The organism is Sphingopyxis sp. C-1 (assembly GCF_001047015.1).
Lineage (GTDB): Bacteria > Pseudomonadota > Alphaproteobacteria > Sphingomonadales > Sphingomonadaceae > Sphingopyxis.
Genome location: NZ_BBRO01000001.1, coordinates 1,368,779 through 1,393,478, shown reverse-complemented (window position 1 = coordinate 1,393,478; position 24,700 = coordinate 1,368,779). Strand labels below are relative to the sequence as shown.

The window sequence follows — 24,700 nt, the reverse complement described above, 5'->3', positions numbered from 1 at the left end:
TGCTCCCCGTCACTGACCGGCGACGCGGCGGCCGAAGCCACCACCCATCGGGCGAACCGCGCCATAATTGCCCTGTGTCGGGGCGGGCGCGGCAAATACGGTACGACGGAAATTCTTTTCGAGGCGGTCGTTCATATAAGTCCAGAGCTGGCGGATTTCCTCGGCCGAGCGGCCATTCGGATCGACTTCCATCACCGTGCGGCCGTCGATCATCGACGCGGCATAATCGGTACGGTGGTGCAGCGTGACCGGTGCGACCGTGCCATGCTGCGACAGCGCGACCGCGGCCTCGCTGGTGATTTTCGCTTTCGGGGTCGCCGCGTTGACGACGAAGACCAGCGGCTTGCCGGCGCGTTCGCAAAGGTCGACGGTGGCGCCGACGGCGCGAAGGTCGTGCGGGCTCGGCCGCGTTGGAACGACGATCAGTTCGGCGACCGAAATCACGCTCTGGATCGCCATGGTGATCGCCGGCGGGGTGTCGATAACCGCGAGCTTGAAGCCCTGCTGGCGCAGGATTTCAAGGTCGGATGCCAGCCGTGCGACGGTGGTCTGGGCGAACGCCGGAAGGTCGGTTTCGCGCTCGTTCCACCAGTCGGCGAGCGAGCCCTGCGGATCGATGTCGATCAGAACGACGGGGCCAGCGCCCGCAAGCTGCGCCTGCACCGCGAGGTGCCCCGACAGCGTGGTCTTGCCCGACCCGCCCTTCTGTGAAGCCAATGCCAATACGCGCACTGCGTTACCCCCTCGGAAAATCCAATATTCGGCGGAAGGGATGCCATGCGGGGCGCTAAAATTGGGTTAACGATGACAAAAAGAGGGTGAACGACTTGCTCGCGGATATGGTAAACCCGACCCTAATGCCGACCTGTCCCGGAACGGGTCAGATTCGGCCGGCCCGCTTTTGTCGCTAACACCGTGTTAGCCAATTGACGTTATAAGGTATTCGGGGATTGCAGCCGGGGTCATACGGCGCAAGTCATTGGAGAATAAGATGCGTTCATTCCGCACCGCCATTTCACTGGCCCTGCCGCTGATCGCGGCATCGATGCTGGCGACAACGGCCCGTGCCGACGTCAAGGATGGCGTCGATGCCTGGCAGGCGGGTAATTACCAGGCGGCAGTCGCCGAATGGCGGCCGCTTGCGATTTCGGGCGACGCCGATGCGCAGTTCAACCTTGGCCAGGCCTATAAGCTTGGCCGCGGCGTCCCTGCCGATCTCGTACAGGCAGAGGCATGGTATCGCCGCGCCGCAAAGCAGGGGCATTTGCAGGCGGAGGATAATCTCGGCCTCGTCCTCTTCACCGCGAACCGCAGGACAGAGGCGATGCCCTTTATCATCGCCTCGGCCGCGCGCGGCGAACCGCGCGCGCAATATGTCCTCGGCACCGCCCACTTCAACGGCGACCTCGCAAAGCAGGACTGGCCGCGCGCCTACGCACTCACCAAGCGCGCAAGCGACGCCGGCCTCGACATTGCCTCGGCGCGGCTTGCCCAACTCGACAATCTGATCCCGCTCGATCAGCGTCAGCGCGGCCTCGCGATGCTGCCCGAAATCGAGCGCGGCGAACAGCAAGCCCGCCTCGCCGCGGTGGGTGCAGCCGCGCCGCCGGCTCCGAAACCCGTACCCGCCGCCTCGCCGGTGAAGGTCGCCAGCCTGCCCGCATCGACTCCCGGCACCAGCTACACGCCGCCGCCGGTGATCGACACGTCGCGGGCCGCCCCCGCCGCCAAGCCTGCACCCGAACCGATCCGCAGCGTTGCGGTGCCGGCATCGCCCGCCGCAAGTGCCGCCGCAGCGGCCGCCGCCGAAGCGACAGCCAGCGCCGTCGCCGCGACGGGCCGCCCGGGTACGACCTATGCCGCACCACCCGAAAGCGGCAAGCTCCCGCCCAAAGCCGAACCGGTCAAGGCCCCGTCAAAACCCGCCGCGCCGAAACCCACCGAGCCCAAAGCCGTGCCAGTCAAGCCGGCACCCGTCGCGACCGCAGCCGCTCCGGCGCCCGCCCGCGTCCACAGCGGCGCGGCCGCCAGCCCCTGGCGCGCGCAGCTCGGCGCCTTCGGCGTCGAAGCGAACGCCCGCAACCTCTGGGCTTCGCTCGAAAAGAAAAACCCCGCCTTCGCCGACCGCACGCCCTTCCTCGTCAAGAACGGCAAGCTGACGCGCCTCCTCGCCGGCGGCTTTGCGAACAAGGGCGAAGCCGAAAGCTTCTGCGCCTCGGTGCGCAAGGGCGATCAGGCCTGCCTGGTGGTCGATAAATAGAAAGGCTCCTGATCGGGCAGCGGCCCGACGCGAGAGCTCGCAAGATCGATAAGAACGGGTTTGAACGCTATTTCACACCCGCCTTTTCATCGGCGAGCCGCTTTGCCAGCAACTTGCGTGAGCGGTCGGCGTAGGTGCGACATGCGCCCGGCTGGTCATTGTACCGCCCCGGCCCTGCATTGTCGGGGTGCGCCGAAATCAATATGTCGCACGCCGTCGCATCCATCTTGCGATAGCTTTCCTCGAACCCCGCGACGATCGGCGCGCTCGCGGCCGCCGTATAGCGATAGCCATCGGCCGACACCGGATTGAGGCTCGATGCGAAGACAATTGTCTTGCAAGACCTACCCTCGCATGCCTGCCAGCGCCAGCTCATGCTGCCCATCGTGTGCCCCGGCGTCGCGACCGCGGCAATCGCGGTCTTGCCAAGCTTCAACACCTCGCCATCACCGATCACGCGCAGCCGCGTCACCGCGGGCCAACTCCCGCCATAGGCCAGCTGCGGGTCGTCCTTCGCATGTCTCCCGGAGCGCAGCCCTTGGGCGCCGCGCGCGCTCGCGACCACCGTCGCGCCGGTATCGCGCGCAAGCGCGGCGAGCCCGCCAGCATGGTCGAAATGCGGCTCGGTGCTCAGAATAAATTTGATGTCTTTAGGGTCGAAACCGAGCTTGCGGACATTGGCGAGTATCCCAGGCGCGCCCTGTGGCAGCGCCCCGTCGATCAGCACCAATCCGTCGCCCGTATCGATCAGCGCAACGCTCATCCCCCCGAATCCGACAAGGTAGCTCGTCCCGAAAATCTTCTCCGGATCGGCCGGCGCCAGCCATTCCTTGGCCCGCTCGACCGCCATCGGCCGCGTCAGCGGGTCATCCGTCTCCGGCGCCACTCCGCCCGCGGCCATTTGCGCATTCGCCTCGTCAACCAGCGGCAGCGGCACATGATTCACCCCGGCCAGCCAGACGGCGATTGTCATCATTGCGATCATTTTCGTCTCCCTTCCCCACCGGGATGCCGCGACACGGCGGCGCTCACAAAGCATCATTTCTCGACAAAGCCATGAGAATTTCTCATATATTTCGTCGTCCCGAATTTGATCCGGGGTGACCGGGCCAGAGAGGTAATAGAAGCAAGACCCATGGACCGCGCCCAGCTCCCCTTGAACGCCCTTCGCGCCTTCGAGGCCGCGGCCCGCCACCTCAATTTCACCCGCGCCGCGATCGAACTCTGCGTCAGCCAAGGCGCGGTCAGTCATCAAGTGGCTCAGCTCGAGCGCCGCCTCGGCACCCGCCTTTTCCACCGCCTGCCGCGCGGGCTCGCGCTCACTGACGAGGGGCATGCGCTTGTCCCTGTCGTCGCCGAGGCATTCGACCGCGTCGCCGCGACGCTCGATCAATATGCCGACGGCCGCTTCCGCGAGGCGCTCAAGGTCGGCGTCGTCGGTACGTTCGCCACCGGCTGGCTGCTCCCGCGCCTCGGCGCCTTCGCACGCGCGCATCCGACGATCGACCTGCGCATCTCGACCAACAACAACCGCGTCGACCTCGCAGGCGAAGCGCTCGACTATGCGATCCGCTTCGGCGACGGAGCCTGGCACGGCACCCACGCCGAGCCCTTGCTCGCCGCGCCCATGGCGCCGATCTGCGCCCCCACGATCGCCGCGCGCCTCAAAAGCCCTGCCGACCTGGTTCACGAACATCTGCTCCGCTCGTATCGCGCCGACGAATGGGCGCTATGGTTCGCCGCCGCAGGCGTCCCCGTCCCTGTGCTCCGCGGCCCCGTCTTCGACAGTTCGGCGCTGATGGCCACCGCCGCCGCCGCAGGCCAAGGCGTCGCGCTCGCACCCCCCGCGATGTTCACGCGCGAGCTCGCCGCAGAGTTGCTCGTCCAGCCTTTCGCGGTCACGATCGACGCCGGCCGCTATTGGCTCACCCGCCTGATGTCACGCCCCGAAAGCGACGCGATGCTGCGCTTTCGGCGCTGGCTGAGCGAAGAGATAGAGACTCCATAAACCACTGATAATAAATCAGAAGAACCCTAAGCTTCGTCATCCCGGACTTGATCCAGGATCCATTCTTCACGGACAGTGTTGACATTGTAAACATAAATCCCATCTGAGCGCTCCCAATGTTAACGATGTAAACACGGAAGGAGTTCAGCATGTATCACGCCATCGTCCGCCATCAGGTGCGCAAGATTTTCGACGGCCTCAGCCGCGGCGACTGGGAGTCCGCGCTCGCCGGCATGGCCGACCGCTTCGAGCATATCTTCCCTGGCGACCATGCCCTCGGCGGCACGCGCCACACCAAGGTGGGCCTGCGCGCATGGTTCCAGCGCCTCTTCGCCGTCCATCCCGTCCTGAAATTCGAGATCAAGCATATCGCATCGAGCGGCATGCCGTGGGACACGACCGCGGTGATCGAATGGCGCGACCGCGCGGTGATGGCCGACGGCGATACCAGCTACGTCAACGACGGCGTCCACATCATCCGCCTGCGCTGGGGCAAGATCGTCAGTCTCCACCCCTATCTCGACACAGCCAAATATGCCGCCGCGCTGAAGCGGCTTGCGGATACGGGTTACGCCGAGGCCGGTGCCGCGCCGATCGAGGATTGAGGGCAGCATTGGAGTGGGGAGCGGGCGTCGCTTCCTTGGTTCTTCGTCATCCCGGACTTGATCCGTGATCCCGCTTTTTGAAGGCACCGGCCCGCTTCACGAAATAGCGGGACCCCGGATCAAGTCCGGGGTGACGATAATGGAGAGGGTAGGTTCCGGTCGCCGCCCGCCGTCACCCACGCAAGATCTTCTCCATTTTCTTGCCCTTCGCGAGTTCGTCGATCAGCTTGTCCATATAGCGCAGCTCGCGCATCAGCGGCTCTTCGATATTTTCGACCCTGATGCCGCAAATCACGCCGGTAATCAGCTCTCGCGCCGGGTTCAGCTTCGGCGCCCGCGCAAAGAAATCCTCGAAAGTCGCACCCTTCGCCAACTCAGCCTCGAGCGCCGCCTGACTATAGCCCGTCAGCCAGCGAATAATCTCGTCCACCTCGGCCTTCGTCCGCCCCTTTTTCTCGGCCTTGGTGATATAGTGCGGATAAACGCTCGCGACGCTGATCGAATAGATGCGGTGCTTCGTCATGAGGACCTCCACATTTCGCCTCGGTCGAGGCGCGTCGCGAAACCTAAATCGGCAGATAGCGGGGCACCTTGGCCTCCAAAAGCTGGACAAGCGCTTCATCCATGAATTCATAATCGTCCGGGATGTCGAGACAGATGACGCGCGCATCTTTCAGCGCCGCCCGGTATCGCTTCTGCAGCTTGTTCCGATGCGTCTTTTCCATCACGAAGATCATATCCGCCCAACGCACAAGCTCTGACGTCAGCGGGTTCTCTGCATCATTATTGGTTCCCGCCGAGTCCGTTTCGATTCCCGGATGGCCTGCGAATATCTGCTCGGCGGTTGGGCTACGCAGCTTGTTCTGGCTGCACACAAACAGGATGTTGGTTACCTTCGCCAAATGGCCCAGCCCTACCCCATCACCCACTGCCGCCGCGAATAGCCCTGCGCCCACAACAGCGCCGTCAGATCATGATGCCGGATCACCGCCGCCGCCGCTTCGCCCGCCGCAGGGTGCGGGTAATAGCCAACCCCCAGACCCGCGCTCGTGATCATCGGTATATCGTTCGCGCCGTCGCCGACCGCCAGCGTCTCGGCGAGCGGAAGCCCATGCTTCGCCGCCTCGGCCTTCAGCGTCTCGAGCTTCGTCGCGCTGTCGACGATCGGCTCGCGCACCTTGCCCGTAAGCTTGCCGCCCGCAATCTCCAGCTCGTTCGCGATCACCTTGTCAAACCCGATCGCCTCGCCCACCGGCCCGGCAAAGGCGGTGAACCCGCCCGAAATCAAGATCGAGTGCGCCCCATGCGCCTTCATCGTCTGCACCAGCGTCCGCGCGCCGCGCGTCAGCTTCACCCGCTCCATCCGGCAATCGACGAGTGTTGTCTCGGGCATCCCCGCGAGCAATCCGACGCGCTCCTCCAGCGCCGCACGGAAATCGAGTTCCCCGCGCATCGCGCGCTCGGTAATCGCCGAGATCTGCGGTTTCAGGCCCGCATAATCGGCGAGTTCGTCAATGCATTCGACGGTGATCATCGTCGAATCCATGTCGGCGATGATCAGCTTCTTCGTCCGATCGCCCAGCGGCTGCACGACGATGTCGAGCGCGCCATGGTCCATCAGCGCCAGTTCCTTGCGCGCGCTGACCAGGCTGCCGTGAAAAACGATATCCGCCGCGTCATGCTCGTCCAGCCAGTGCGGGGCGCCAACATCGTGCCCCGTCGCCGCGAGCCGGTCGATCCCTTCGCGAACCACCTCGTCGGTCAGCTTTCCTGCTGCTATCAGCGTCGCGACGAACATGGCATCTCCTCTTATCTCGACCGCCAGTGCACGGCTGCCCGTAGCACTTATCGCCGGACCCACCGCCAGCGGCAAGAGCGCTTTGGCGGTCGCGCTCGCAAAATCTCTTTCCGAGACAGGCCGCGACGCAATCGTCGTCAATGCCGACGCGAGTCAGGTCTATGCCGACCTTAAGATCCTCTCGGCGAGGCCGACCGACGCGGAGATGGATGGCATCGCCCACCGCCTCTTCGGCCACATCGACGCGGCGGAGGCGCACAACGCCGTGCGCTGGGCGGAAGAGGCGCGCGCGGTGATCGCGGAGGCGCACGCCGCAAAGCGAATTCCGATCCTCGTCGGCGGCACCGGCCTCCACATGCGCACTTTGCTCTCTGGCATCGCGCCCGTGCCCGAGATTGATCCCGATATCCGCGAGGCCGTCCGCGCACTCCCCGTCGCCGACGCCCACGCCGCGCTCACCGCCGCCGATCCCGACGCCGCTGCGCGCCTGAACGCCGCCGACACCACCCGCGTCGCGCGCGCGCTTGAAGTCGTGCGCTCGACCGGCCGCACCCTCGCCGACTGGCAACGGGCGATCGCGGGCGGCATCGCCGACCACATCGCCCTCGCCCCGCTGATCCTGCTGCCCCCGCGCGATTGGCTGCGCGATCGCTGCGACGCGCGCCTCGTTCAGATGTTCGAAAGCGGCGCGGTCGAAGAGGCGGAAGCTCTGCTCGCGCGCAATCTCGACCCCGATCTGCCTGCGATGCGCGCGATCGGCGTCCCCCAGATCGCAAGCCACATCCGCGGCGAAATCAGCCGCGCCGAAGCGCTCGAACAGACGCAGGCCGCCACCCGCCAATATGCGAAGCGCCAATATACGTGGTTCCGCAACCAGCCCCCCGCCGACTGGCCGCGCCACACAGAGTCATTAAACATCGATTATACCAGTGAATTAGCAATAATATTACGTGATAAGCTGTTGACAGGATAGAATCATACACCTATTGCCCGCTCCCTGTTGCAGCGCACAAGCGCTGCCTTTTTATATTCGGAAGGAGTTTCGTCGTGACGGAAATGAGTGGTGCCGACATGGTGGTTCAGGCGCTGGTCGACCTCGGCGTCGATACAGTGTTCGGCTATCCGGGCGGCGCGGTCCTTCCCATTTATGACGCGCTCTACAAGCATCCGACGATCAAGCATATTCTCGTCCGCCACGAACAGGCGGCGACGCACGCGGCAGAGGGCTATGCGCGCTCGACCGGCAAGCCCGGCGTCGTGCTCGTCACCTCGGGCCCCGGCGCAACCAACGCCGTCACCGGCATCACCGACGCGCTGCTCGACAGCATTCCGATGGTCGTGCTGACGGGACAGGTGTCGACCGCGCTGATCGGCACCGATGCATTTCAGGAATGCGACACCGTCGGCATCACGCGCCACTGCACCAAGCATAATTATCTCGTGATGGATCCCGACCGTCTTGGCCCCATCCTCCACGAAGCTTTCCATATCGCAACGCATGGCCGCCCCGGCCCGGTGGTGATCGACATTCCAAAGAATGTGCAGGTCGCAACGGGCGATTATGTCGTGCCCGAAAAGATTCTGCACAACAGCTACCGCCCGCAGGTCGAACCCGACGCCAGCGCGATCGCGGCGGCAGTCGAGATGATCGCCGCGGCCGAACGCCCGGTCTTCTACACCGGCGGCGGCGTGATCAACGCTGGCCCCAACGCGAGCGCAGCTCTGCGCCAGCTCGTCGCGCTCACCGGCGCGCCGGTCACCTCGACGTTGATGGGCCTTGGCGCCTTCCCTTCGGACGACGACAAGTGGCTCGGCATGCTCGGCATGCACGGCACCTATGAATCGAACATGGCGATGAACCGCGCCGATCTGGTCATCGCGGTCGGTGCGCGCTTCGACGACCGGGTCACCGGCCGCCTCGACGCCTTCTCGCCGGACTCGAAGAAGATCCACATCGATATCGACCGCAGTTCGATCAACAAGATCGTCCCCGTCGATCTCGCGATCGTCGGCGACGCCGGCCGCGCGCTCGATGCGCTCGTCGCCACTTGGCAGGACAAGGGCCATAAGGCGCGCGACCTTGGCGAATGGTGGCGCCGCGTCGACGGCTGGCGTGCGACGCGCTGCCTCGACTTCCCCGAAAAGAAGGACGCCGACGCCGAAATCATGCCGCAGCGCGCGGTGAAGGCGCTGTTCGACGCGACCCGCGGCATGGACCCGATCATCACGACCGAGGTCGGCCAGCATCAGATGTGGGCGGCGCAGCATTTCGGTTTCGCCGCGCCCAATCGCTGGCTCACCTCGGGCGGGCTCGGCACGATGGGCTATGGTTTCCCCGCCGCGGTCGGTGCGCAGATCGCTAACCCGGACCGTCTCGTCATCTGCATCGCGGGCGAAGCCAGCCTGCAGATGAATATCCAGGAAATGGGCACGGTCGCGCAGTACCGCCTGCCGGTGAAAATCTTCATCCTCAACAATGAATGGATGGGGATGGTCCGCCAGTGGCAGGAACTCACCTATGAAAGCCGCTATTCGAACAGCTATTCGGACAGCCTGCCCGATTTCGTGAAGCTCGCCGACGCTTACGGGTGGACGGGCCTGCGCATCGACACGCTCGGCGAGCTCGAGGACGGCATCAGGACGATGATCGAGACGCCGGGTCCGGTGATCGTCGACTGCCGCGTCGCCAAACTCGCCAACTGCTTCCCGATGATCCCATCGGGCGCAGCGCACACCGACATGATCCTCCAGCCGAGCGACGTCACCGGCACGATGGACGACGAAGCCAAGGCACTGGTGTAATCCCATGAAAATCAAGACCGAAGCCGGCGAGCGCCATGTGCTCGCCATCACCGTCGACAACGAAGCCGGGGTGCTCGCAAAGATCACCGGGCTGTTCACCGCGCGCGGCTATAATATCGAAAGCCTGACGGTGGCCGATATCACCGCCGACCACGCGCTGTCGCGCATCACCATCGTCACCTCGGGCCCGCCGCCGATCATCGACCAGATTATCGCGCAGCTCGACCGCCTCGTCCCCGTGCACAAGGTCGTCGACCTCAACGATGCGGGCGAAGCGCATGTCGAACGCGAGATCGCGCTGGTGAAGGTCGCGGGCACCGGCGACAAGCGCATCGAGGCGCTGCGCATGGCCGACGTCTTCCGCGCCAAGGTCGTCGACACGACGCTGACCAGCTTCATCTTCGAGATTACCGGGACGAGCGACAAGGTCGACCGCTTCATCGCGCTGATGCGCGAATGCGGGCTGGTCGAGGTCGGCCGCACCGGCGTTGTCGCCATCGCCCGCGGGTCGGAGGCGCTTTAGAGTTTAGAGGAATAAAGGTCCAACGATCGTCACCCCGGACTTGATCCGGGGTCCCGCTTTCCACCGTCGTTTAGCGGGACCCCGGGTCAAGCCCGGGGTGACGGAAGAGAAATAGGGAAGAAGACTATGCAGGTTTATTACGATCGCGACGCCGACCAGGATCTGATCAAGGGCAAAAAGGTCGCCATCGTCGGCTATGGCAGCCAGGGCCATGCGCACGCACAGAACCTCCGCGACAGCGGCGTGCGCGACGTCGCGATCGCGCTGCGCCCCGGCTCGGCGACGGCGAAAAAGGCCGAAGGCGCGGGCTTCAAGGTGCTTTCGAACAAGGAAGCCGCCGAGTGGGCCGACGTCATCATGGTCGCCGCGCCCGACGAGCATCAGGCGAAAATCTATGCCGATGACCTTGGCCCGAACATGAAGCCCGGCGCCGCACTCGCCTTTGCGCACGGCCTCAACATCCACTTCGGCCTGATCGAGGCGCGCGCCGACATCGACGTCTTCATGGTCGCGCCCAAGGGCCCCGGCCACACGGTGCGCAGCGAATATCAGCGCGGCGGCGGCGTCCCGTGCCTGATCGCGGTCGCACAGGAAGCCAGCGGCAATGCCGGCAACGGCCACGCCAAGGCGCTCGCCCTCTCCTACGCTTCGGCCGTCGGCGGCGGCCGCAGCGGCATCATCGAGACGACCTTCAAGGAAGAGTGCGAAACCGACCTCTTCGGCGAACAGGCCGTGCTCTGCGGCGGCGTCACCCACCTTATCCAGGCGGGTTTCGAAACGCTGGTCGAGGCGGGCTACGCTCCCGAAATGGCCTATTTCGAGTGCCTCCACGAAACCAAGTTGATCGTCGACCTTCTCTATGAAGGCGGCATCGCGAACATGCGCTATTCGATCTCGAACACCGCCGAATATGGCGACATCAAGACGGGCCCGCGCATCATCACCGACGAGACGAAGGCCGAGATGAAGCGCGTTCTCGCCGACATCACCTCGGGCCGCTTCGTGAAGGACTTCGTACTCGACAATCAGGCCGGCCAGCCCGAACTGAAGGCAAGCCGCAAGGCGGCTGCCGCGCATCCGATCGAAAAGACCGGAGCCGAACTCCGCGCGATGATGCCGTGGATCGCGAAGAACAAGCTGGTCGACAAGAACGTCAACTGACGGACTTTCGCAATCGCGGGCGAGGAGCTAGGGCCGGGCCATGGCAACCGACCTCTCCTTCGCCTGCGATTGCGCCACCGTTACCGGAGCGATGCGCGTCGCTTCGGGCGAAGGCGACTATGTCGTCTGCCACTGCACCGACTGCCAGAACCTCACACGCCATCTGGACCACGAGCAGTTGCTCGACGCGCACGGCGGCACCGCACTTTATCAGACGCGATGCGCGCGCATGCGGATCGATACCGGCCGCGATCAGCTAGCCTGTCTCCACCTCACCGACGCGCCGACGCTGCGCTGGTATGCCGCCTGCTGCCGCACACCGCTGTTCAACACGTTCAAGAACGGCAAGCTCCCCTTCATCACGATCCTGACCGCCGCCTGCGATCCGGCACGGCGCGCGGAGGCGTTCGGCCCGCCGCGCGGCCATCTTTTCACGCAGGACGCGATCGGCGACGCCAGCGGCCTGCCCAAATTGGGCACGCCGACCCTGATGCGCCGCTTTTTCATCCGCGCGATCAAGGATCTCGTTTCGGGCGATCGGCGCCGATCGCCGCTTTTCGACGCAAAGACGCTGGAGCCAATCGCCACGCCGCACCGCCTGACCGCCGAAGAACGGCAGGCGTTGACGGGGGGTCGAACCCAACCCCAATGACCGTCCCAGGCATAACAAACTCCGTCATTGCGAGCGGAGCGAAGCAATCCAGTGTGGCCTTGCGCTGCTCTGGATTGCTTCGCTTCGCTCGCAATGACGAATAAGGAAACAAAGATGGCGACCTCTCCCTTCTCCGCCCACCGCGCCGATCTCGCGGCGCTCGCGCATGACAGCCGTCGCCGCACCCTTGCGCCGCGCGCGGGCCGCGACTTTGCCTCGAACGACTATCTCGGCCTCGCCGATAGCGAAGCGCTGCGCGACGCGCTCGCCGCGGGCATCGAACGCGGCCTTCCTGCGGGCTCGGGCGGCTCGCGCCTGCTGCGCGGCAATCACGCCGAGCATGAAGCGCTCGAAACACACGCCGCGCGCCATTATGGCAGCGAGGCCGCGCTCTTCTTCGCGACAGGCTTCGCCGCCAACGCCGCGCTCTTCGCCACGCTTCCGCAGCGCGGCGACCTCGTCGTCCACGACGAACTCATCCACGCGAGCGCCCATGACGGGATGAAGCTCGGCCGCGCCGGCCATGTCGCAGCCACGCACAATGACGCGCAGGCCTTCGCCGACATCATCGCCCGTTGGCGCGCGGGGGGCGGCGCGGGCACGCCGTGGATCGCGGTCGAAAGCCTCTACAGCATGGATGGCGACCGCGCCCCGCTCGTCGATCTCGCCGCGGTCGCCGACCGCTACGACGCGGTGCTCGTCGTCGACGAAGCGCACGCAACCGGCGTGTTCGGCCCCGGCGGCGCTGGCCTCGCGCACAGCCTCGCACGCCGCGACAATCTGATCACGCTCCACACCTGCGGCAAGGCGCTCGGCGCCGAGGGCGCGTTGCTCTGTGCCCCCGCAATCGCGTGCGACTTCCTCGTCAACCGCGGTCGCCCGTTCATCTTCTCGACCGCGCCGTCGCCGCTGATGGCCTGGCTCGTCCGTCAGGCGATAGAGATTGTCGCGAACGAGCCCGAGCGCCAGGCGCGCCTCCACGCTCTCGTCCGCCACGCCGCAGAGCGCTTGGTCCCGCTCGGCATCCCCGCCAGCGGCACGCAGATCCTGCCCGTCATCATCGGCGACAACGACCGCACGATGCGCATCGCAGGCAGCCTGCGGGACGCGGGCTTCGATGTCCGCGGCATCCGTCCGCCCACCGTGGCGCAGGGAACCGCGCGCTTGCGCATCGCAATCACGCTCAATGTTGACGAAGCTAACATTGACGCGATGACCGACGCACTTGCCTCGGCGATGGCAGCGGCATGACGCGCTTCGTCGTTACCGGCACAGATACCGGCATCGGAAAAACCATCTTTTCCGCCGCTTTGGCGCAGGCCACCGCTACGCCATACTGGAAACCGATCCAGTCGGGCCTTGAAGAGGAGACGGACAGCGAAGTCGTCGCGCGCCTCGCCGGCGTGCGGGTTCATCCGGAAGCCTACCCCCTCAACACCCCCGCCTCGCCGCATCTGGCCGCCGAAATTGACAATGTTAACATAGTCGTCGAAACGCTCGCGCCGCCGCCCGGCGACCTCATTGTTGAAGGCGCCGGCGGCGCGCTCGTCCCCGTGACGCGCTCGATCCTCTACGCCGACCTCTTCGCGAAATGGCAGGTCCCGGTCATCGTCTGCGCGCGTACCAGCCTCGGCACGATCAACCACAGCCTGCTCACGATCGAGGCCCTGCGCGCGCGCGGCGTCCCTATCCACGGCCTCGCCTTCCTCGGCGACGCGGTGGAGGACAGCGAAGCGATCATCGCGCAGATCAGCGGCGTCCGCCGCCTGGGCCGCTTGCCGATCATCGATCCGCTGACGCCGGAAACGCTGGCCGAAGCGTTCGTCGCGAACTTCGACCTCACCGACTTCGCCTAACCCGATACCGTTCGCCCTGAGCTTGTCGAAGGGCCGTCCTTCTCTTATCCGCCGCCAAGAAAGAGCGGTGCTTCGACAAGCTCAGCACGAACGGATATCTGGATATGACCCATAGCTCCCCCGTCTGGCACCCCTTCACCCAGCACGGCCTCGGCGACCACATCCCGCTGATCGACCATGCCAAAGGCGCCAAACTCTATGCCGCCGACGGTCAAAGCTGGATCGACGCCATCTCGAGCTGGTGGGTCACCACCCACGGCCACGCGCACCCGCACATCATGGCCGCGATCCGCGCCCAGTCCGAAAAGCTCGACCAACTCATCTTCGCCGGCTGGACGCACGAGCCTGCCGAAAACCTCGCCGCCGAACTGATCCGCATCACCCCCGATCCGCTCACCCGCGTCTTCTTCTCGGACTCGGGCTCGACCAGCGTCGAGGTGGCGCTCAAGATGGCGCTCGGCTACTGGTACAACATCGGCGAGCCGCGCAGCCGCATCCTCGTCCTCGAACACAGCTATCACGGCGACACGATCGGCACGATGTCGGTCGGCGAGCGCGGCGTCTACAACCGCGCCTGGCAGCCCTTGCTCTTCGACGTCGACACCATCCCCTTCCCGCACGAAGGCATGGAACAGGCCACGCTCGACGCGCTCGAAGCCGCCTGCGCTCAAAAGCCCGCCGCCTTCATCGTCGAACCGCTGATCCTCGGCGCGGGCGGCATGCTCATCTATCCCGCGTGGGTGCTCGCCGAGATGCGCGCCATCTGTGCGCGTCACAACGTCCTTTTCATCGCCGATGAGGTGATGACCGGCTGGGGCCGCACCGGCACGCGCTTCGCCTGCGATCAGGCGGGGGTGATCCCCGACATCGTTTGCCTGTCGAAGGGTCTGACCGGCGGCTCCCTCCCGCTAGCGGTCACGCTCTGCATCGAGCCGATTTTCGAAGCGCATTATTCGGCCGACCGCGCCAAGACCTTCTATCATTCGAGTAGCTACACCGCGAACCCGATCGCCTGCGCCGCTGCAAATGCGAACCTTGAAATCTGGCGCGACGAGCCGGTTCAGCAGCGCATCGACACCCTGGCCGACGCACAGGCCGCGCATCTGTCGCTGCTCAGCCACGACCCGCGCGTCGCCAATCCCCGCCGCCTCGGCACCATCGCCGCGCTCGACATCGCTGTGACGGACGCAGGCTATCTCTCGAACCTCGCCCCCCGCCTGATCGCCTTTTACCGCGACCACGGCGTCCTCCTCCGCCCTCTCGGCAACACGCTCTACGTCATGCCGCCCTATTGCATCACCGCCGACGAGCTGGCGCAGGTTTGGAACGCAATCGGCGCATCGCTCGAGGCCGTGTAAGCAACGGCGGGAAACGTCCGGAGCTGCGGCCTACGCCGGGATGGCGGAAGAGAATGCATCCGGTATCGGAACCTTCATATCATCGTCACCCCGGACTTGATCCGGGGTCCCGCTCCTTCGTGAAGCGTGCCCGCGCGCTCCGCGCCGAAACCAAGACCCGGCATTCAGAAACGGCGCGCGTAACCGAAATAAAGTTCAACATCCGGGCTGTCCCGATTGAGGCCGATGTTCGCCCCCAAATCCCACTGGCTGTCCGCATCGGGTTGCCATCCGGCCGAGAGCCCCGCCAGCGCCTCGGTCGTGTGATCGTCGGGGTCGCGGTCGCGGGTCAGCGACACTTCGGCCGCCATCGAGACTTCGTCGGACAGGTCGAACCCCACCCCGGCAACCGAGCCATAGGCCGTATGCCGACCATTGCCGTCGCTATCGACCGCGGCATCGACATGCGGCGTGAAACCGAGCGACAGATCGCCGAGTTCGAAGCTGACCGGCACGATCATCCCCGCACCCCAATCGCCCGCACCGACGCCCTCGCCGCCCAGCGGCAGCGTGGCATAGGGCATCAGCGCGATCGAAAAGCCCGACCCGTCGGGATTACGCAAATTCTGCCGCAGCGCGATCGTCACGTCGCCGGTCCGTGTCCGGCGGGTCACCTCGCCCGTCGCCCGGTCGCGTTCGCGCGCATGGCCGAGCATCGTCCAGCCAAGCTGCACCTCCAGCGACGGGGTCAGTCCCGCGCGCAGCAGGGCGTCGCCAAAAGTCCAGCTATCGCTCCGGCTGTCGGCGGTGCGATCGAGTGTCCAGTCGGCCAGTCCGATCTCGAACAGCAGCGCTCCCGGCTCGACCGTGCAGGCAGGCGTTCCGAGCCCCGGTCGGTCAGGGCAAAGCTCGCGGCGATCCTCGTCCGCAAAGGCCGGCGTAGCGGCGGTCGCGGCGACCAGCAGCAATAGAGATCGAAGCGACATTCAAATCTTCCTCCGCCGGAGTGCATTGTTTTTCGTCCCGCCAGATCAAGCCCGCTTGCCTCGAAATCGCAAGCGGCTAATTTGCCCGCATGGCAACTCCTCCCCGCGCGAAAAAGATGCGCAAACTCCCATGGTATCTTCGGCCTTTCAAATGGCTGCTCTGGTTCATCCTCGCCTCGGTGCTTTGGGTGCTCATCTATGCGGTCGTCCCGCCGCCGGTGACCTTCACCATGCTGGCCGACAGCAACGGGATCACCAAGGATTGGACCAGCCTGTCGGATATCGACCGCAATATGGTGCGCGCGGTCATCGCTGCGGAGGACGGCAAATTCTGTAGCCACGACGGCTTCGACCGCGACGCGATCGAACAGGCGATCGAACGCAATGCCAAGGGCAAACGCATGCGCGGCGGATCGACGGTCAGCCAGCAGACCGCGAAGAATGTCTTTCTGTGGCAAGGCAGCGGCTGGACGCGTTACGTCCGCAAGGTACCCGAAGTCTGGTTCACATTCCTGATCGAAAAGATCTGGGGCAAGCGGCGGATCATGGAAGTTTATCTCAACGTCGCCGAGACCGGTATCGGCACCTATGGCGTGGAGGCGGGCGCACAGCGCTATTTCAACCATGGCGCGGGCAAATTGACGCCAAAGGAAGCCGCCCGCATCGCCGCAATCCTGCCGCTCCCGAAAAAGCGCGAGGCGGTGAGCCCGTCCGGCTTCACCCGCCGCTATGGCAACACGATCTCAGCGCGCATCGGGCAAGTACGCCGCGACGGACTGGACGGCTGCGTCTACTGAGCGGGGCGGTTATGGGGTGGGGAGCGGGCGTTTGCGGTTCCTACGTGCACCCCGGCGAAAGCCGGGGCCCAGTGCGGAAAAGCGCAAAGTTAGCGTTGGAATTCTGGGCCCCGGCTTTCGCCGGGTGCACATCTCTATCGGCATTTTCCTACCTTCGTCATCCCGGGCTTGACCCGGGATCCCGCTTTTCCTGCGCATCGACCAGCTTGGACCTCAAGCGGGACCCCGGATCAAGTCCGGGGTGACGAGGATGTGGAGGTCTGCAACCGGTCGGTTCCGGTCATTACGCCCGGATCAGTGCCCAAAGGCTGGAATGAGGTGGAGAGCGGGCGTTTCATTGCCAAGGCCCCTCCTCTTCAGGTGAGGGGCTATGTTCGAGCTAGGGCAGCAAGCGTCGTTCCCCGCCTTATCGTCATCCCGGGCTTGACCCGGGATCCCGCTTCTTGAGGCGCCCACTGGCTTCGACCTCAAGCGGGACCCCGGATCAAGTCCGGGGTGACGATGATGGAAAGGTCCGCAACCGGTCGAAACCAGCCAAAACCATACCCAGGCCCTGACGCCACGGCGCTACCCTACGCCGGCTTCCAGCTCTTCCGTTCTTCGGCCTGCTTCAGAACTTCGAACGCGGCCTGCCCTGCCGCAAAGCGCTTCGCCGCTTCGGCATCGCCGGGCTTCACATCGGGGTGGCATTCCTTGGCGAGGTTGCGCCAGGCCTTTTTCGTCGCCTCAAAGTCGGCGTCGGGTTCCAGGTCGAGTACCTCCAGCGCGCGCATTTCGTCGGCGCTGCGGCTGCCATCGCCCGATCCGCCCCAGGCATAATGCTGCGCGCGGGCATAGCTGCGTGCGCCCTGTTCCTCTTCGGCGGCACGCGCCGCGGCATCTTCGGCGGAAAGGCCGGCGAAATAGTCCCAGCCGCGATTATATTCGGCGGCATGCGTTTCGCAGAAATACCAGCGTTCGGGGCTGTTCGGCGACTTGGGCGCAGGACAATTGCCCGGGTTCGTGCAGCCGTGGCGATCGCAAAGACGAACCTTCTGCGTCTCGCGCGACGAGCCATAGGGGCGCCAGCGGGGAAAACCCCAGTCATCGGATCTCTTGGCGCGGCTCATCGATCCCATGTAGCGACTGACGGACGAATTGGCTAGGCGGCCGGCCGAAAAAGCCGCGCAAAAATAGCCTTTCCTACATTATCGCGCCGTGCCAGCTATGTGCTTCGGCTCTTTGCAATCGTAATTTCTTCCCGCAACTTTCCGCACGATGAGGCCCTTCGCATAAAGCGACAAAGGACACAGCTTCGAGCTGAACGTCCGTATATTTTGTCGCTTTAAGCTCGATCAGTCCTTCGGCTTGTAACCGAACGCCTTGCTCGCAAGCTTGACCACCGCGGGGTCGCGCTCGGACGGGGTCATCGGCACCGCGGCTTCCAGCGTCTCGATGATATGCGTCAGCGCGGCGATACGCGCGGCCTTCTTGTTATTGCCGTCGATCACTTTCCACGGCGCCCAGCGGGTGTTCGTCTGTGCGAACATCTCTTCCATCGCGGCGAGATATTCCTTGCGCTTCGACCGGTTGCGATAATCCTCGGTACCGGTCTTCCAGCGTTTCCAAGGATCGTCGAGGCGCGCGGCGAAGCGCTCGTCCTGCTCTTGCTGCGTGATATGGATGAAGAGTTTGACGAGGTTCGTGCGGCTGCCGGTCAGCTGCGCTTCGAACTCGTTGATCTCATCATATCCCTTGCGCCACTCGGCCTCGGTCGCAAAGCCCTCGACGCGCTCGACAAGGACGCGGCCGTACCAGCTACGGTCAAAGATCGAGATTTCGCGATTGCCCGGCAGCCGTTTCCAGAAGCGCCAGAGGAAGTGGCGCGATCTTTCCTCTTCATTGGGCGCACTGATCGGCCATACCTCGAAATAGCGGGGATCGAGCGACGCGGTCAGCCGCTGGATGATGCCGCCCTTCCCCGCCGCATCCCAGCCCTCGAACATGACGATGCTGCGCTGCCCGTGGATGATATGCGCGGCCTGCAGCCGTTCGAGACGATCTTCCAGCGCGGCGAGGTCGTCGGAATAGTCGCCGTCATATTTGGCGCCGGTTTCATAGTCGGACAGGGAAATGCTCATATGCTCTCCGTAGCGCATGCGGCGCGATCCTACCAAGCATCATCCATCGATGTCATGTTCCGGGACAGGCGCGGCGCGCTTCCTTACTCGCGCCCGATCAGGCGCTTGCGCGCTTCCCAATCGGCCAGCGCGCGGCGGTTGCCTTCGACGCGCTCCAGCGCTTCGGGGATCGCGCTGCCACGCAATCCCTGTCGCTGCGCCTCGCCATACCAGTCGACCGCCGCATCGAAATCGCGCTGCATCTCGGCGCAAAGGCCAAGGTTGAAAGCAAGCGCAGCGGTCGGCTCGGCGTCGCGGGTCAGCGCGGTCCATGCCGCGCAGGCGGCCGGCTGGTCACTCTTGGTCAGGCGGACGGCATTTTTGAATGCTGCCTGCGCGGGTTTCGCCAGTCCCTTGGTGCCCTCCTCGACACGGACGTCGAGGACATAGTCCCGGGGCGCAAGGTCGCGGCGGATCGCCTTGACGTGATCGCGCTGAACGTCCTCGATATAATCGTCGACCGATCGCGATGCCGCGCGGTCGGGGCAATAGGTGATCTGGTCGCGGGCATTCAGCGGGCGCGTATAACGGATCGAGCCGTCGGCGATCGCGACAAGCCGCGCGGTGGTTGCGACGGTGACTGTCCGGCGGCGGCAGCGGATATCGACCTCGGCCTCCTTCAGGCATTTCTTCTTGTCGGCGGGATCGGGTTCGACGCAGCGCTTGCGCTTTTCGGTAACGGGCGTCTCATCGACGCTGGCGCGCGTCGTGCCGGTGACGAGACCATCGGTCGGTGCCCCCGATTCGGGAGCGATCATGCGATACCAGGGGCGGCCGCCGAACTGAGCGCCGCCAAGTTCAGCCTCAAGCTGCTGCGCAAGCGCCGCACCATCCTCGCCCTCGAAGCGCTCGACCGACAGGCGAAGCAGGTCATTGACGTTCGCGCCGGCCGGTTCGCTGCCAGCGATGGTCAACGTCTCGGCCGCAGCGGGCGTCGCAAAGCAAAGAAGAGCGGCGGCCAGCGCCAATCGCGTGTCGAACATCTCACCCCCGACAACTATCCCTGACCGGGGCTATCGCAGCCACCGGTGCCTGTCAAAGCGGGAAGGTCAGAGCAGGTCGGCGAGCAATCCGGCGACGCGGGCGGGCGCTTCCATCGGGATGAAATGGCTATGCTCGGCCCATAATTCGTCGCGTTCGGCGCCGATCGCGGCGCCAAGGCCGGTCCAAGTCGGGCTCAGCGAGAAATCCAGCGGACCGCCGCGCTCGCCGGTGGGCGCGCGGATCACTGTCGAGGGCAGCGCAAGATAATGGAGCCACTCGTGCGGACTGGTGCGCAGCGCATTCTGGTACACCGAGGCTTCCAGCGCCGGCGGACAGGCAAGCTCCAGCCCCTCGCCATTCGAGGCAGGCAGCAGGCCATATGTGCAATAGTCGGCCAACACCTGCGGATCCCAGTTCGCATAGGGTGGTCGATCGGCGAAGCGCGCGCGCATCTCTTCGGCGCTCGTCCATGCGTTGCGGCGGCGTGCGACGGGATGCTCGGCGGGGTCGGGAATCGGCTCAGCGGCCTCGCCTTCGTAAAATGCAGGCTCCATGATGACCGGGTCGATCAGCACGAGATGGCGGAACGCCGCCGGCCGCTGCGACGCGAGCCGGGTCAGGATATAGGCGCCCATGCTGTGGCCGCAGCCGACGATCGGGTGTCCGCCCAGCCCGTCGAGCAATGGCAGCAGCACATCGGCGGTCGCCGCCCAATTGGCGAGCGTCGTGGGACGGAAACTGCGCCCATGGCCGCGATGGTCGGGGGCGATGACATGCGCCCCGGCCGGCAGCGCCGCGACCACCTGGTCCCAAAGCCGGGCATGAAAGCCCGTGGCATGGAGCAGCAGCAGCGAAGCGCCCGCACCGCGCTCTCCCCATTCGAACCAGCAGATGTCGCCTTCCGGCGTTTCCAGCCGGTGCTCCCGGGGTTCGTTCACGCCTTAGCTCTTCGGGCCGTCGACGAGCCGGATGCTCAGCTCCTTGAGCTGCTTTTCGCTGACCGGCGCCGGGGCGCCCATCATCAGGTCCTCGGCCTTCTGCGTCATCGGGAAAACGATCACTTCACGGATGTTCGGCTCGTCGGCGAGCAGCATCACGATGCGGTCCACGCCCGGTGCCGAACCGCCGTGCGGCGGCGCGCCGAACTTGAACGCGTTGATCATGCCCGCGAAGTTCGTGTCGACATCCTGCTGGCTGTAACCGGCGATCTCGAACGCCTTGTACATGATGTCGGGGCGGTGATTCCGGATCGCGCCCGACGACAATTCGACGCCGTTGCACACGATGTCGTACTGATAGGCCAGGATATCCAGCGGATCCTTGCTCGTCAGCGCGTCCATCTCGCCCTGCGGCATCGAGAAGGGGTTGTGGCTGAAATCGATCTTGCCGGTGTCCTCGTCGGCCTCGAACATCGGGAAATCGACGATCCAGCAGAATTCGAAGCGGCTCTTGTCGATGAGGTCGAGCTGATCGGCAACGCGAGTGCGAGCAAGGCCCGCGAGCTTTGCCGCCTTCGCCTCGACGCCCGCGGCAAAGAAGATGCCGTCGTTCGGGCCGAGGCCCATCGCGTCGGCGATCGCCTTCATGCCTTCCTGGCCATGATTATTGGCGATCGGGCCGCCAAACACCCCGTCCTTCTGGGTTGCGTAGCCGAGGCCCGGGAAACCTTCCGACTGTGCCCAATTGTTCATCTCGTCGAAGAATTTGCGGCTCTTCTCGTGCGTTTCCGGCGCGGCGACGGCGCGGACGACCTGGCCTTCCTCGACCATCGTCGCAAAGCGGCCAAAGCCCGATCCCTTGAAGAAATCGCCGACGTCATGGACCAGCAGCGGATTGCGCAGGTCGGGCTTGTCGCTGCCATATTTCAGCATCGATTCGCGGTACGGAATGCGCTTGAACGGCAGCGGCGAGACGGTCCGGCCCTTGCCGTCAAAGTCCGCGAACTCCTCGAACACGCCGTGCAGCACGGGTTCGATCGCGTTGAAGACATCATCCTGCGTGACGAAGCTCATCTCGAAATCGAGCTGATAGAATTCGCCCGGCGACCGGTCGGCGCGCGCGTCTTCGTCGCGGAAGCAGGGTGCGATCTGGAAATAGCGGTCGAAGCCCGCGACCATCAGCAATTGCTTGAACATCTGCGGAGCCTGCGGCAGCGCATAGAATTTGCCGGGATGGACACGGCTGGGCACCAGATAGTCGCGCGCGCCTTCGGGGCTGCTCGCGGTCAGGATCGGCGTCTGGAATTCGGTGAACCCCTGGTCGATCATCCGGCGGCGCAGCGACGAAATCACGTTCGAACGCAGCACGATATTCTTGTGCAGGCGCTCGCGGCGCAGATCGAGGAAGCGGTTCGTGAGGCGGATTTCCTCGGGATATTCGGTTTCGCCGAAAACGGGCAGCGGCAGGCGGTCCGCGGCCGACTGTACGGTCACCGCGCTCGGATAGATTTCGATCTCGCCGGTCGCCAGCTTGGGGTTGAGCGTCTCGGGCGAGCGCGCGGCAACCTTGCCGGTGAAGGTCAGAACGGATTCGGGGCCCAAGGCGTTGACCGTGGGATAAAGGTCCGACCCGGTCTCCACGACGATCTGGGTAATCCCATAATGGTCGCGAAGATCGACGAACAGAACATTCGCATGCTCGCGCGTGCGATGCACCCAGCCCGAAAGACGGACTTCCTCACCGACGTTGGCGGCGCGAAGGTCTGCGCATGTGTGGGTGCGATAGGCGTGCATTATGTTCGTCTTTCAAATGTCCGGGAAGGCGCGCGGGAAAACGCGCCGATATGGCCGCGCCTAAGGCAATGCGCAGCGCCATTTGTCAAGGGTTGAGGGCGCGAATCAACGGGTCAGGCCAAGGTTATCGAGCACCTCGCTGCCGAACAGCGCGCGGTGCGCCGGATCGGGAAGCAGCCGGTCGCGCGCGGCACGCCAACGCCGGAAATCCTCGCCATAGTCGGCGGCGACGCGCGCGGCGTCGAGGTGACAGCTTTTTGCCCAATGGCGGGTAAAGCCGATCCCCTCGGCATCAAGACATTCGACAACGCGGGCGTAAGCGTCGGCGGTGCGCTGGCTGCGCGGGCCGTCGAAATCGATCACCGCATTATGCGCAAAACGGGCCGGGGCGAGCAGGCCCTGTGCGCGCTCCATGAAACGTACCGTGACGACCGTAGAGCCGCCATATTTGGCATAGACTGCGCAGATGCGTTCAAAAGCGCGTGCAAGATCGGCGCGATCGATGGTGACCGACGCGTTGAAAAGGTCGGCGAGCGGCCGATGCGTGTCGAGCCCCTCCCCCCAACTGCCATATACCGGCGGGTCATCGACGTCGGGCCCGCTGGCATAGCCTTGCTTCATTGCGAATTGCAGCAAGGGTCCGCGCGCCCACGGATAATCGTTGAGCAATCGGCCGAGCAGACTGAGTGCATCGTAACCTGCGCCGAGTTGCCCGGGCGTGGCGCGTGGATAATCGTCGCGCCATGGCTCGCGGTAAAGGAAGCGCAGCATCGCCGGCCGCTTGAACGGCTTATAGGGATTGACGATCATCTGGACGAAATCAGGATCCTGATCGAGCGCGTAGGTCTTGGAAAATCGGCGGAAATCGCCAGCGGTCAGCCAATCGAGCGCGGCGCAATCGACCTTGCGCAGATTCTGGATCGGACGGACGAGGAATTTCGGGACGCTATCGACGACGAGCGCGGTAACGATCCCGAGCGATCCCACGGGAAGCTGCACCGCGGCGAAAAGCTCATCGTCGCGCACCGCCGTCGAACCCGTCGCGGCGATGAAGGCGTCGTTCATCACTCCGGCGGCGGGCTCGATCCAGTGGATGCCGCCGGGTGTGACAATCTGTACCGCACGGATATGGTCCTGAATGCCGCCGCGCGCGATCATCGAACCGTGCGTGCCCGTGGCGGCCGCGCCGGCAAACGTCTGCCCATTGCCTGCGCCGCTGGTCCACAGCGAACGGCCCTGATCCTCGAACTTGTCCGAAACCTCGTCGACGAGCGCGCCCGCTTCGATGAGCATCAGCGAACCCGCGTCGATACCGGAACGGACATCGCTGGCGCCGATCCGGAAGCAGCGGTTGAAACGGCGCGTGTGGAGCAACCAGCTTTGCGAGCTGATATTGACGTTCGACGGCGACCAGCCCGCACCGAGCGGGCGGACGCGGCGCTTGGCCATTTCAGCCTGAGCGAGCCAGTCCTGCACCGACTTCGCGGCAATCGCGATCTCGTCGCGCCCGCGCTCCGCATCGCCGCTGCGCAGCGCAAAGCGCGTCGCCGCCTCAGAGGTCCCCGTGCCGTGATAATTTGTCCAGCGGCCCTCGTCGCCCAGTCTGACGATCGGCATCAGGCCTCTCCCAGCGGCAGAATGCCGGCATGCGCGCGCCAGGCGACGGTCACCGGGCGCAGGAAGCCGAAGGTTGCGATCGCGACGAGCATCTGGCGTCGCGTGGCGAACACCCGCACATCGCAGAGCCCGTGATCGGATTCGGGGGTTACAAAGGGCTGCGCCGCCTGACTGGCGAACCCCCAACCCTTCAGCGTCACCACCATCGATTCCTCGTCGAGCGGTCGCGGATTGGAGATCGACAGAAAAATATCCGCCTGCCCCGCGGCATATTGACCGAAAAGCAACGCAAAACCGAGCGCCGCGAGCACCCAACCGAGCCACATCATGCCCAAAATCCCTTCGTCTTTTTCCCCGGCCGGTGTTCCGGCTCCGCAACCCGAAGAGCGCGGGCAATTTTTCCTGCCCGTTCCTCTCAACTAG

General features: G+C 64.8%; 25 protein-coding genes. 12 read left to right on the top strand and 13 right to left on the bottom strand.

The window, feature by feature from the left end:
* Positions 1-9: 9 nt before the first annotated feature.
* Complete coding sequence (locus tag SC1_RS06375) at positions 10-732, bottom strand: ParA family protein (protein WP_062179075.1); 723 nt, start codon at positions 730-732, stop codon at positions 10-12.
* Between the two features lie 259 nt (positions 733-991).
* On the opposite strand from SC1_RS06375, the gene SC1_RS06370 reads away from it, so the two are divergent.
* Positions 992-2,260: an SPOR domain-containing protein gene (locus SC1_RS06370; RefSeq protein WP_062179072.1), complete on the top strand. Its 1,269-nt coding sequence runs from the start codon at positions 992-994 to the stop codon at positions 2,258-2,260.
* A gap of 67 nt (positions 2,261-2,327) precedes the next feature.
* Here SC1_RS06370 and bla read toward each other — a convergent pair whose 3' ends face one another.
* The gene (gene bla, locus SC1_RS06365) at positions 2,328-3,245 is read right to left on the bottom strand and encodes a subclass B3 metallo-beta-lactamase (protein ID WP_062179070.1); all 918 of its coding nucleotides are present in this window, start codon (positions 3,243-3,245) and stop codon (positions 2,328-2,330) included.
* Between the two features lie 150 nt (positions 3,246-3,395).
* Here bla and SC1_RS06360 point away from each other — a divergent pair, with 150 nt between their 5' ends.
* Positions 3,396-4,268 carry a LysR family transcriptional regulator gene (locus SC1_RS06360; RefSeq protein WP_062179068.1) on the top strand — a complete coding sequence of 291 codons (873 nt, stop codon included), beginning with the start codon at positions 3,396-3,398 and terminating at the stop codon, positions 4,266-4,268.
* Between the two features lie 149 nt (positions 4,269-4,417).
* On the top strand, positions 4,418-4,873 hold the full coding sequence (locus tag SC1_RS06355; RefSeq protein WP_062179065.1) for a nuclear transport factor 2 family protein: 456 nt from the start codon (positions 4,418-4,420) through the stop codon (positions 4,871-4,873).
* A gap of 172 nt (positions 4,874-5,045) precedes the next feature.
* On the opposite strand, the gene SC1_RS06350 is transcribed toward SC1_RS06355, so the two are convergent.
* The 3 genes from SC1_RS06350 to serB are packed head-to-tail and all read right to left on the bottom strand — an operon-like array spanning position 5,046 to position 6,671.
* The gene (locus SC1_RS06350) at positions 5,046-5,396 is read right to left on the bottom strand and encodes a DUF2200 domain-containing protein (RefSeq protein ID WP_062179062.1); all 351 of its coding nucleotides are present in this window, start codon (positions 5,394-5,396) and stop codon (positions 5,046-5,048) included.
* A gap of 43 nt (positions 5,397-5,439) precedes the next feature.
* Positions 5,440-5,775 carry a low molecular weight protein tyrosine phosphatase family protein gene (locus SC1_RS06345; protein WP_062183701.1) on the bottom strand — a complete coding sequence of 112 codons (336 nt, stop codon included), beginning with the start codon at positions 5,773-5,775 and terminating at the stop codon, positions 5,440-5,442.
* Positions 5,776-5,786: 11 nt separating this feature from the next.
* Positions 5,787-6,671, bottom strand: coding sequence for a phosphoserine phosphatase SerB (serB, locus tag SC1_RS06340; RefSeq protein WP_062179060.1), 885 nt, complete (start codon positions 6,669-6,671; stop codon positions 5,787-5,789).
* Between serB and miaA the strand changes: the two genes are divergently transcribed.
* From miaA to SC1_RS06300, 8 genes are all read left to right on the top strand, one after another.
* Positions 6,670-7,644 (top strand): tRNA (adenosine(37)-N6)-dimethylallyltransferase MiaA, encoded by a 975-nt coding sequence (miaA, locus tag SC1_RS06335; RefSeq protein WP_062179057.1) that lies wholly within the window; start codon positions 6,670-6,672, stop codon positions 7,642-7,644. The genes serB and miaA overlap by 2 nt on opposite strands.
* 74 nt (positions 7,645-7,718) lie before the next feature.
* The gene (gene ilvB, locus SC1_RS06330) at positions 7,719-9,473 is read left to right on the top strand and encodes a biosynthetic-type acetolactate synthase large subunit (protein ID WP_062179054.1); all 1,755 of its coding nucleotides are present in this window, start codon (positions 7,719-7,721) and stop codon (positions 9,471-9,473) included.
* A 4-nt stretch (positions 9,474-9,477) separates the two neighbouring features.
* Complete coding sequence (ilvN, locus tag SC1_RS06325) at positions 9,478-9,996, top strand: acetolactate synthase small subunit (protein WP_062179052.1); 519 nt, start codon at positions 9,478-9,480, stop codon at positions 9,994-9,996.
* A 126-nt stretch (positions 9,997-10,122) separates the two neighbouring features.
* Positions 10,123-11,157, top strand: a complete 1,035-nt coding sequence (gene ilvC / locus SC1_RS06320; RefSeq protein ID WP_062179049.1) for a ketol-acid reductoisomerase — start codon at positions 10,123-10,125, stop codon at positions 11,155-11,157.
* 40 nt (positions 11,158-11,197) lie between these two features.
* Positions 11,198-11,809, top strand: a complete 612-nt coding sequence (locus SC1_RS06315; RefSeq protein WP_062179046.1) for a DUF6151 family protein — start codon at positions 11,198-11,200, stop codon at positions 11,807-11,809.
* 114 nt (positions 11,810-11,923) lie between these two features.
* Complete coding sequence (locus SC1_RS06310) at positions 11,924-13,060, top strand: 8-amino-7-oxononanoate synthase (RefSeq protein ID WP_152682310.1); 1,137 nt, start codon at positions 11,924-11,926, stop codon at positions 13,058-13,060.
* Entirely contained in the window at positions 13,057-13,665 is a 609-nt protein-coding gene (gene bioD, locus SC1_RS06305; protein ID WP_062179040.1) for a dethiobiotin synthase, read from the top strand. Before SC1_RS06310 ends, bioD begins: the two co-directional genes overlap by 4 nt.
* A 104-nt stretch (positions 13,666-13,769) precedes the next feature.
* A complete protein-coding gene (locus SC1_RS06300) occupies positions 13,770-15,023 on the top strand; it encodes an adenosylmethionine--8-amino-7-oxononanoate transaminase (protein WP_062179037.1) in 1,254 nt (417 codons plus the stop codon).
* A 164-nt stretch (positions 15,024-15,187) separates the two neighbouring features.
* On the opposite strand, the gene SC1_RS06295 is transcribed toward SC1_RS06300, so the two are convergent.
* The gene (locus tag SC1_RS06295; protein WP_062179034.1) at positions 15,188-15,988 is read right to left on the bottom strand and encodes a transporter; all 801 of its coding nucleotides are present in this window, start codon (positions 15,986-15,988) and stop codon (positions 15,188-15,190) included.
* A gap of 116 nt (positions 15,989-16,104) precedes the next feature.
* Between SC1_RS06295 and mtgA the strand changes: the two genes are divergently transcribed.
* Positions 16,105-16,785 carry a monofunctional biosynthetic peptidoglycan transglycosylase gene (gene mtgA, locus SC1_RS06290; RefSeq protein ID WP_062179031.1) on the top strand — a complete coding sequence of 227 codons (681 nt, stop codon included), beginning with the start codon at positions 16,105-16,107 and terminating at the stop codon, positions 16,783-16,785.
* A 572-nt stretch (positions 16,786-17,357) separates the two neighbouring features.
* Here the strand turns inward: mtgA and SC1_RS06285 are convergent.
* The 7 genes from SC1_RS06285 to SC1_RS22105 form a co-directional block, all read right to left on the bottom strand.
* Complete coding sequence (locus SC1_RS06285; protein WP_062183700.1) at positions 17,358-17,894, bottom strand: J domain-containing protein; 537 nt, start codon at positions 17,892-17,894, stop codon at positions 17,358-17,360.
* A gap of 225 nt (positions 17,895-18,119) precedes the next feature.
* Complete coding sequence (locus SC1_RS06280; protein ID WP_062183698.1) at positions 18,120-18,905, bottom strand: polyphosphate kinase 2 family protein; 786 nt, start codon at positions 18,903-18,905, stop codon at positions 18,120-18,122.
* An 83-nt stretch (positions 18,906-18,988) separates the two neighbouring features.
* Positions 18,989-19,927 carry a hypothetical protein gene (locus SC1_RS06275; protein WP_062179028.1) on the bottom strand — a complete coding sequence of 313 codons (939 nt, stop codon included), beginning with the start codon at positions 19,925-19,927 and terminating at the stop codon, positions 18,989-18,991.
* Between the two features lie 66 nt (positions 19,928-19,993).
* The gene (locus SC1_RS06270; protein ID WP_062179026.1) at positions 19,994-20,866 is read right to left on the bottom strand and encodes an alpha/beta fold hydrolase; all 873 of its coding nucleotides are present in this window, start codon (positions 20,864-20,866) and stop codon (positions 19,994-19,996) included.
* Positions 20,867-20,869: 3 nt separating this feature from the next.
* Positions 20,870-22,660 (bottom strand): aspartate--tRNA ligase, encoded by a 1,791-nt coding sequence (aspS, locus tag SC1_RS06265; RefSeq protein ID WP_062179023.1) that lies wholly within the window; start codon positions 22,658-22,660, stop codon positions 20,870-20,872.
* Between the two features lie 105 nt (positions 22,661-22,765).
* On the bottom strand, positions 22,766-24,277 hold the full coding sequence (locus tag SC1_RS06260) for an FAD-binding protein (RefSeq protein ID WP_062179020.1): 1,512 nt from the start codon (positions 24,275-24,277) through the stop codon (positions 22,766-22,768).
* Complete coding sequence (locus SC1_RS22105) at positions 24,277-24,606, bottom strand: hypothetical protein (protein ID WP_062179017.1); 330 nt, start codon at positions 24,604-24,606, stop codon at positions 24,277-24,279. The genes SC1_RS06260 and SC1_RS22105 overlap by 1 nt, the downstream gene beginning before the upstream one ends.
* Positions 24,607-24,700 lie beyond the last annotated feature (94 nt).

Coding starts and splice junctions, on each gene's coding strand:
- SC1_RS06370 (WP_062179072.1), top strand. CDS start 992: ATGCGTTCATTCCGCACCGCCATTTCACTGGCCCTGCCGCTGATCGCG.
- bla (WP_062179070.1), bottom strand. CDS start 3,245: ATGATCGCAATGATGACAATCGCCGTCTGGCTGGCCGGGGTGAATCAT.
- SC1_RS06360 (WP_062179068.1), top strand. CDS start 3,396: ATGGACCGCGCCCAGCTCCCCTTGAACGCCCTTCGCGCCTTCGAGGCC.
- SC1_RS06355 (WP_062179065.1), top strand. CDS start 4,418: ATGTATCACGCCATCGTCCGCCATCAGGTGCGCAAGATTTTCGACGGC.
- SC1_RS06350 (WP_062179062.1), bottom strand. CDS start 5,396: ATGACGAAGCACCGCATCTATTCGATCAGCGTCGCGAGCGTTTATCCG.
- miaA (WP_062179057.1), top strand. CDS start 6,670: ATGGCATCTCCTCTTATCTCGACCGCCAGTGCACGGCTGCCCGTAGCA.
- serB (WP_062179060.1), bottom strand. CDS start 6,671: ATGTTCGTCGCGACGCTGATAGCAGCAGGAAAGCTGACCGACGAGGTG.
- ilvN (WP_062179052.1), top strand. CDS start 9,478: ATGAAAATCAAGACCGAAGCCGGCGAGCGCCATGTGCTCGCCATCACC.
- ilvC (WP_062179049.1), top strand. CDS start 10,123: ATGCAGGTTTATTACGATCGCGACGCCGACCAGGATCTGATCAAGGGC.
- SC1_RS06315 (WP_062179046.1), top strand. CDS start 11,198: ATGGCAACCGACCTCTCCTTCGCCTGCGATTGCGCCACCGTTACCGGA.
- SC1_RS06310 (WP_152682310.1), top strand. CDS start 11,924: ATGGCGACCTCTCCCTTCTCCGCCCACCGCGCCGATCTCGCGGCGCTC.
- bioD (WP_062179040.1), top strand. CDS start 13,057: ATGACGCGCTTCGTCGTTACCGGCACAGATACCGGCATCGGAAAAACC.
- SC1_RS06300 (WP_062179037.1), top strand. CDS start 13,770: ATGACCCATAGCTCCCCCGTCTGGCACCCCTTCACCCAGCACGGCCTC.
- SC1_RS06295 (WP_062179034.1), bottom strand. CDS start 15,988: ATGTCGCTTCGATCTCTATTGCTGCTGGTCGCCGCGACCGCCGCTACG.
- mtgA (WP_062179031.1), top strand. CDS start 16,105: ATGCGCAAACTCCCATGGTATCTTCGGCCTTTCAAATGGCTGCTCTGG.
- SC1_RS06285 (WP_062183700.1), bottom strand. CDS start 17,894: ATGAGCCGCGCCAAGAGATCCGATGACTGGGGTTTTCCCCGCTGGCGC.
- SC1_RS06280 (WP_062183698.1), bottom strand. CDS start 18,905: ATGAGCATTTCCCTGTCCGACTATGAAACCGGCGCCAAATATGACGGC.
- SC1_RS06275 (WP_062179028.1), bottom strand. CDS start 19,927: ATGTTCGACACGCGATTGGCGCTGGCCGCCGCTCTTCTTTGCTTTGCG.
- aspS (WP_062179023.1), bottom strand. CDS start 22,660: ATGCACGCCTATCGCACCCACACATGCGCAGACCTTCGCGCCGCCAAC.
- SC1_RS06260 (WP_062179020.1), bottom strand. CDS start 24,277: ATGCCGATCGTCAGACTGGGCGACGAGGGCCGCTGGACAAATTATCAC.
- SC1_RS22105 (WP_062179017.1), bottom strand. CDS start 24,606: ATGATGTGGCTCGGTTGGGTGCTCGCGGCGCTCGGTTTTGCGTTGCTT.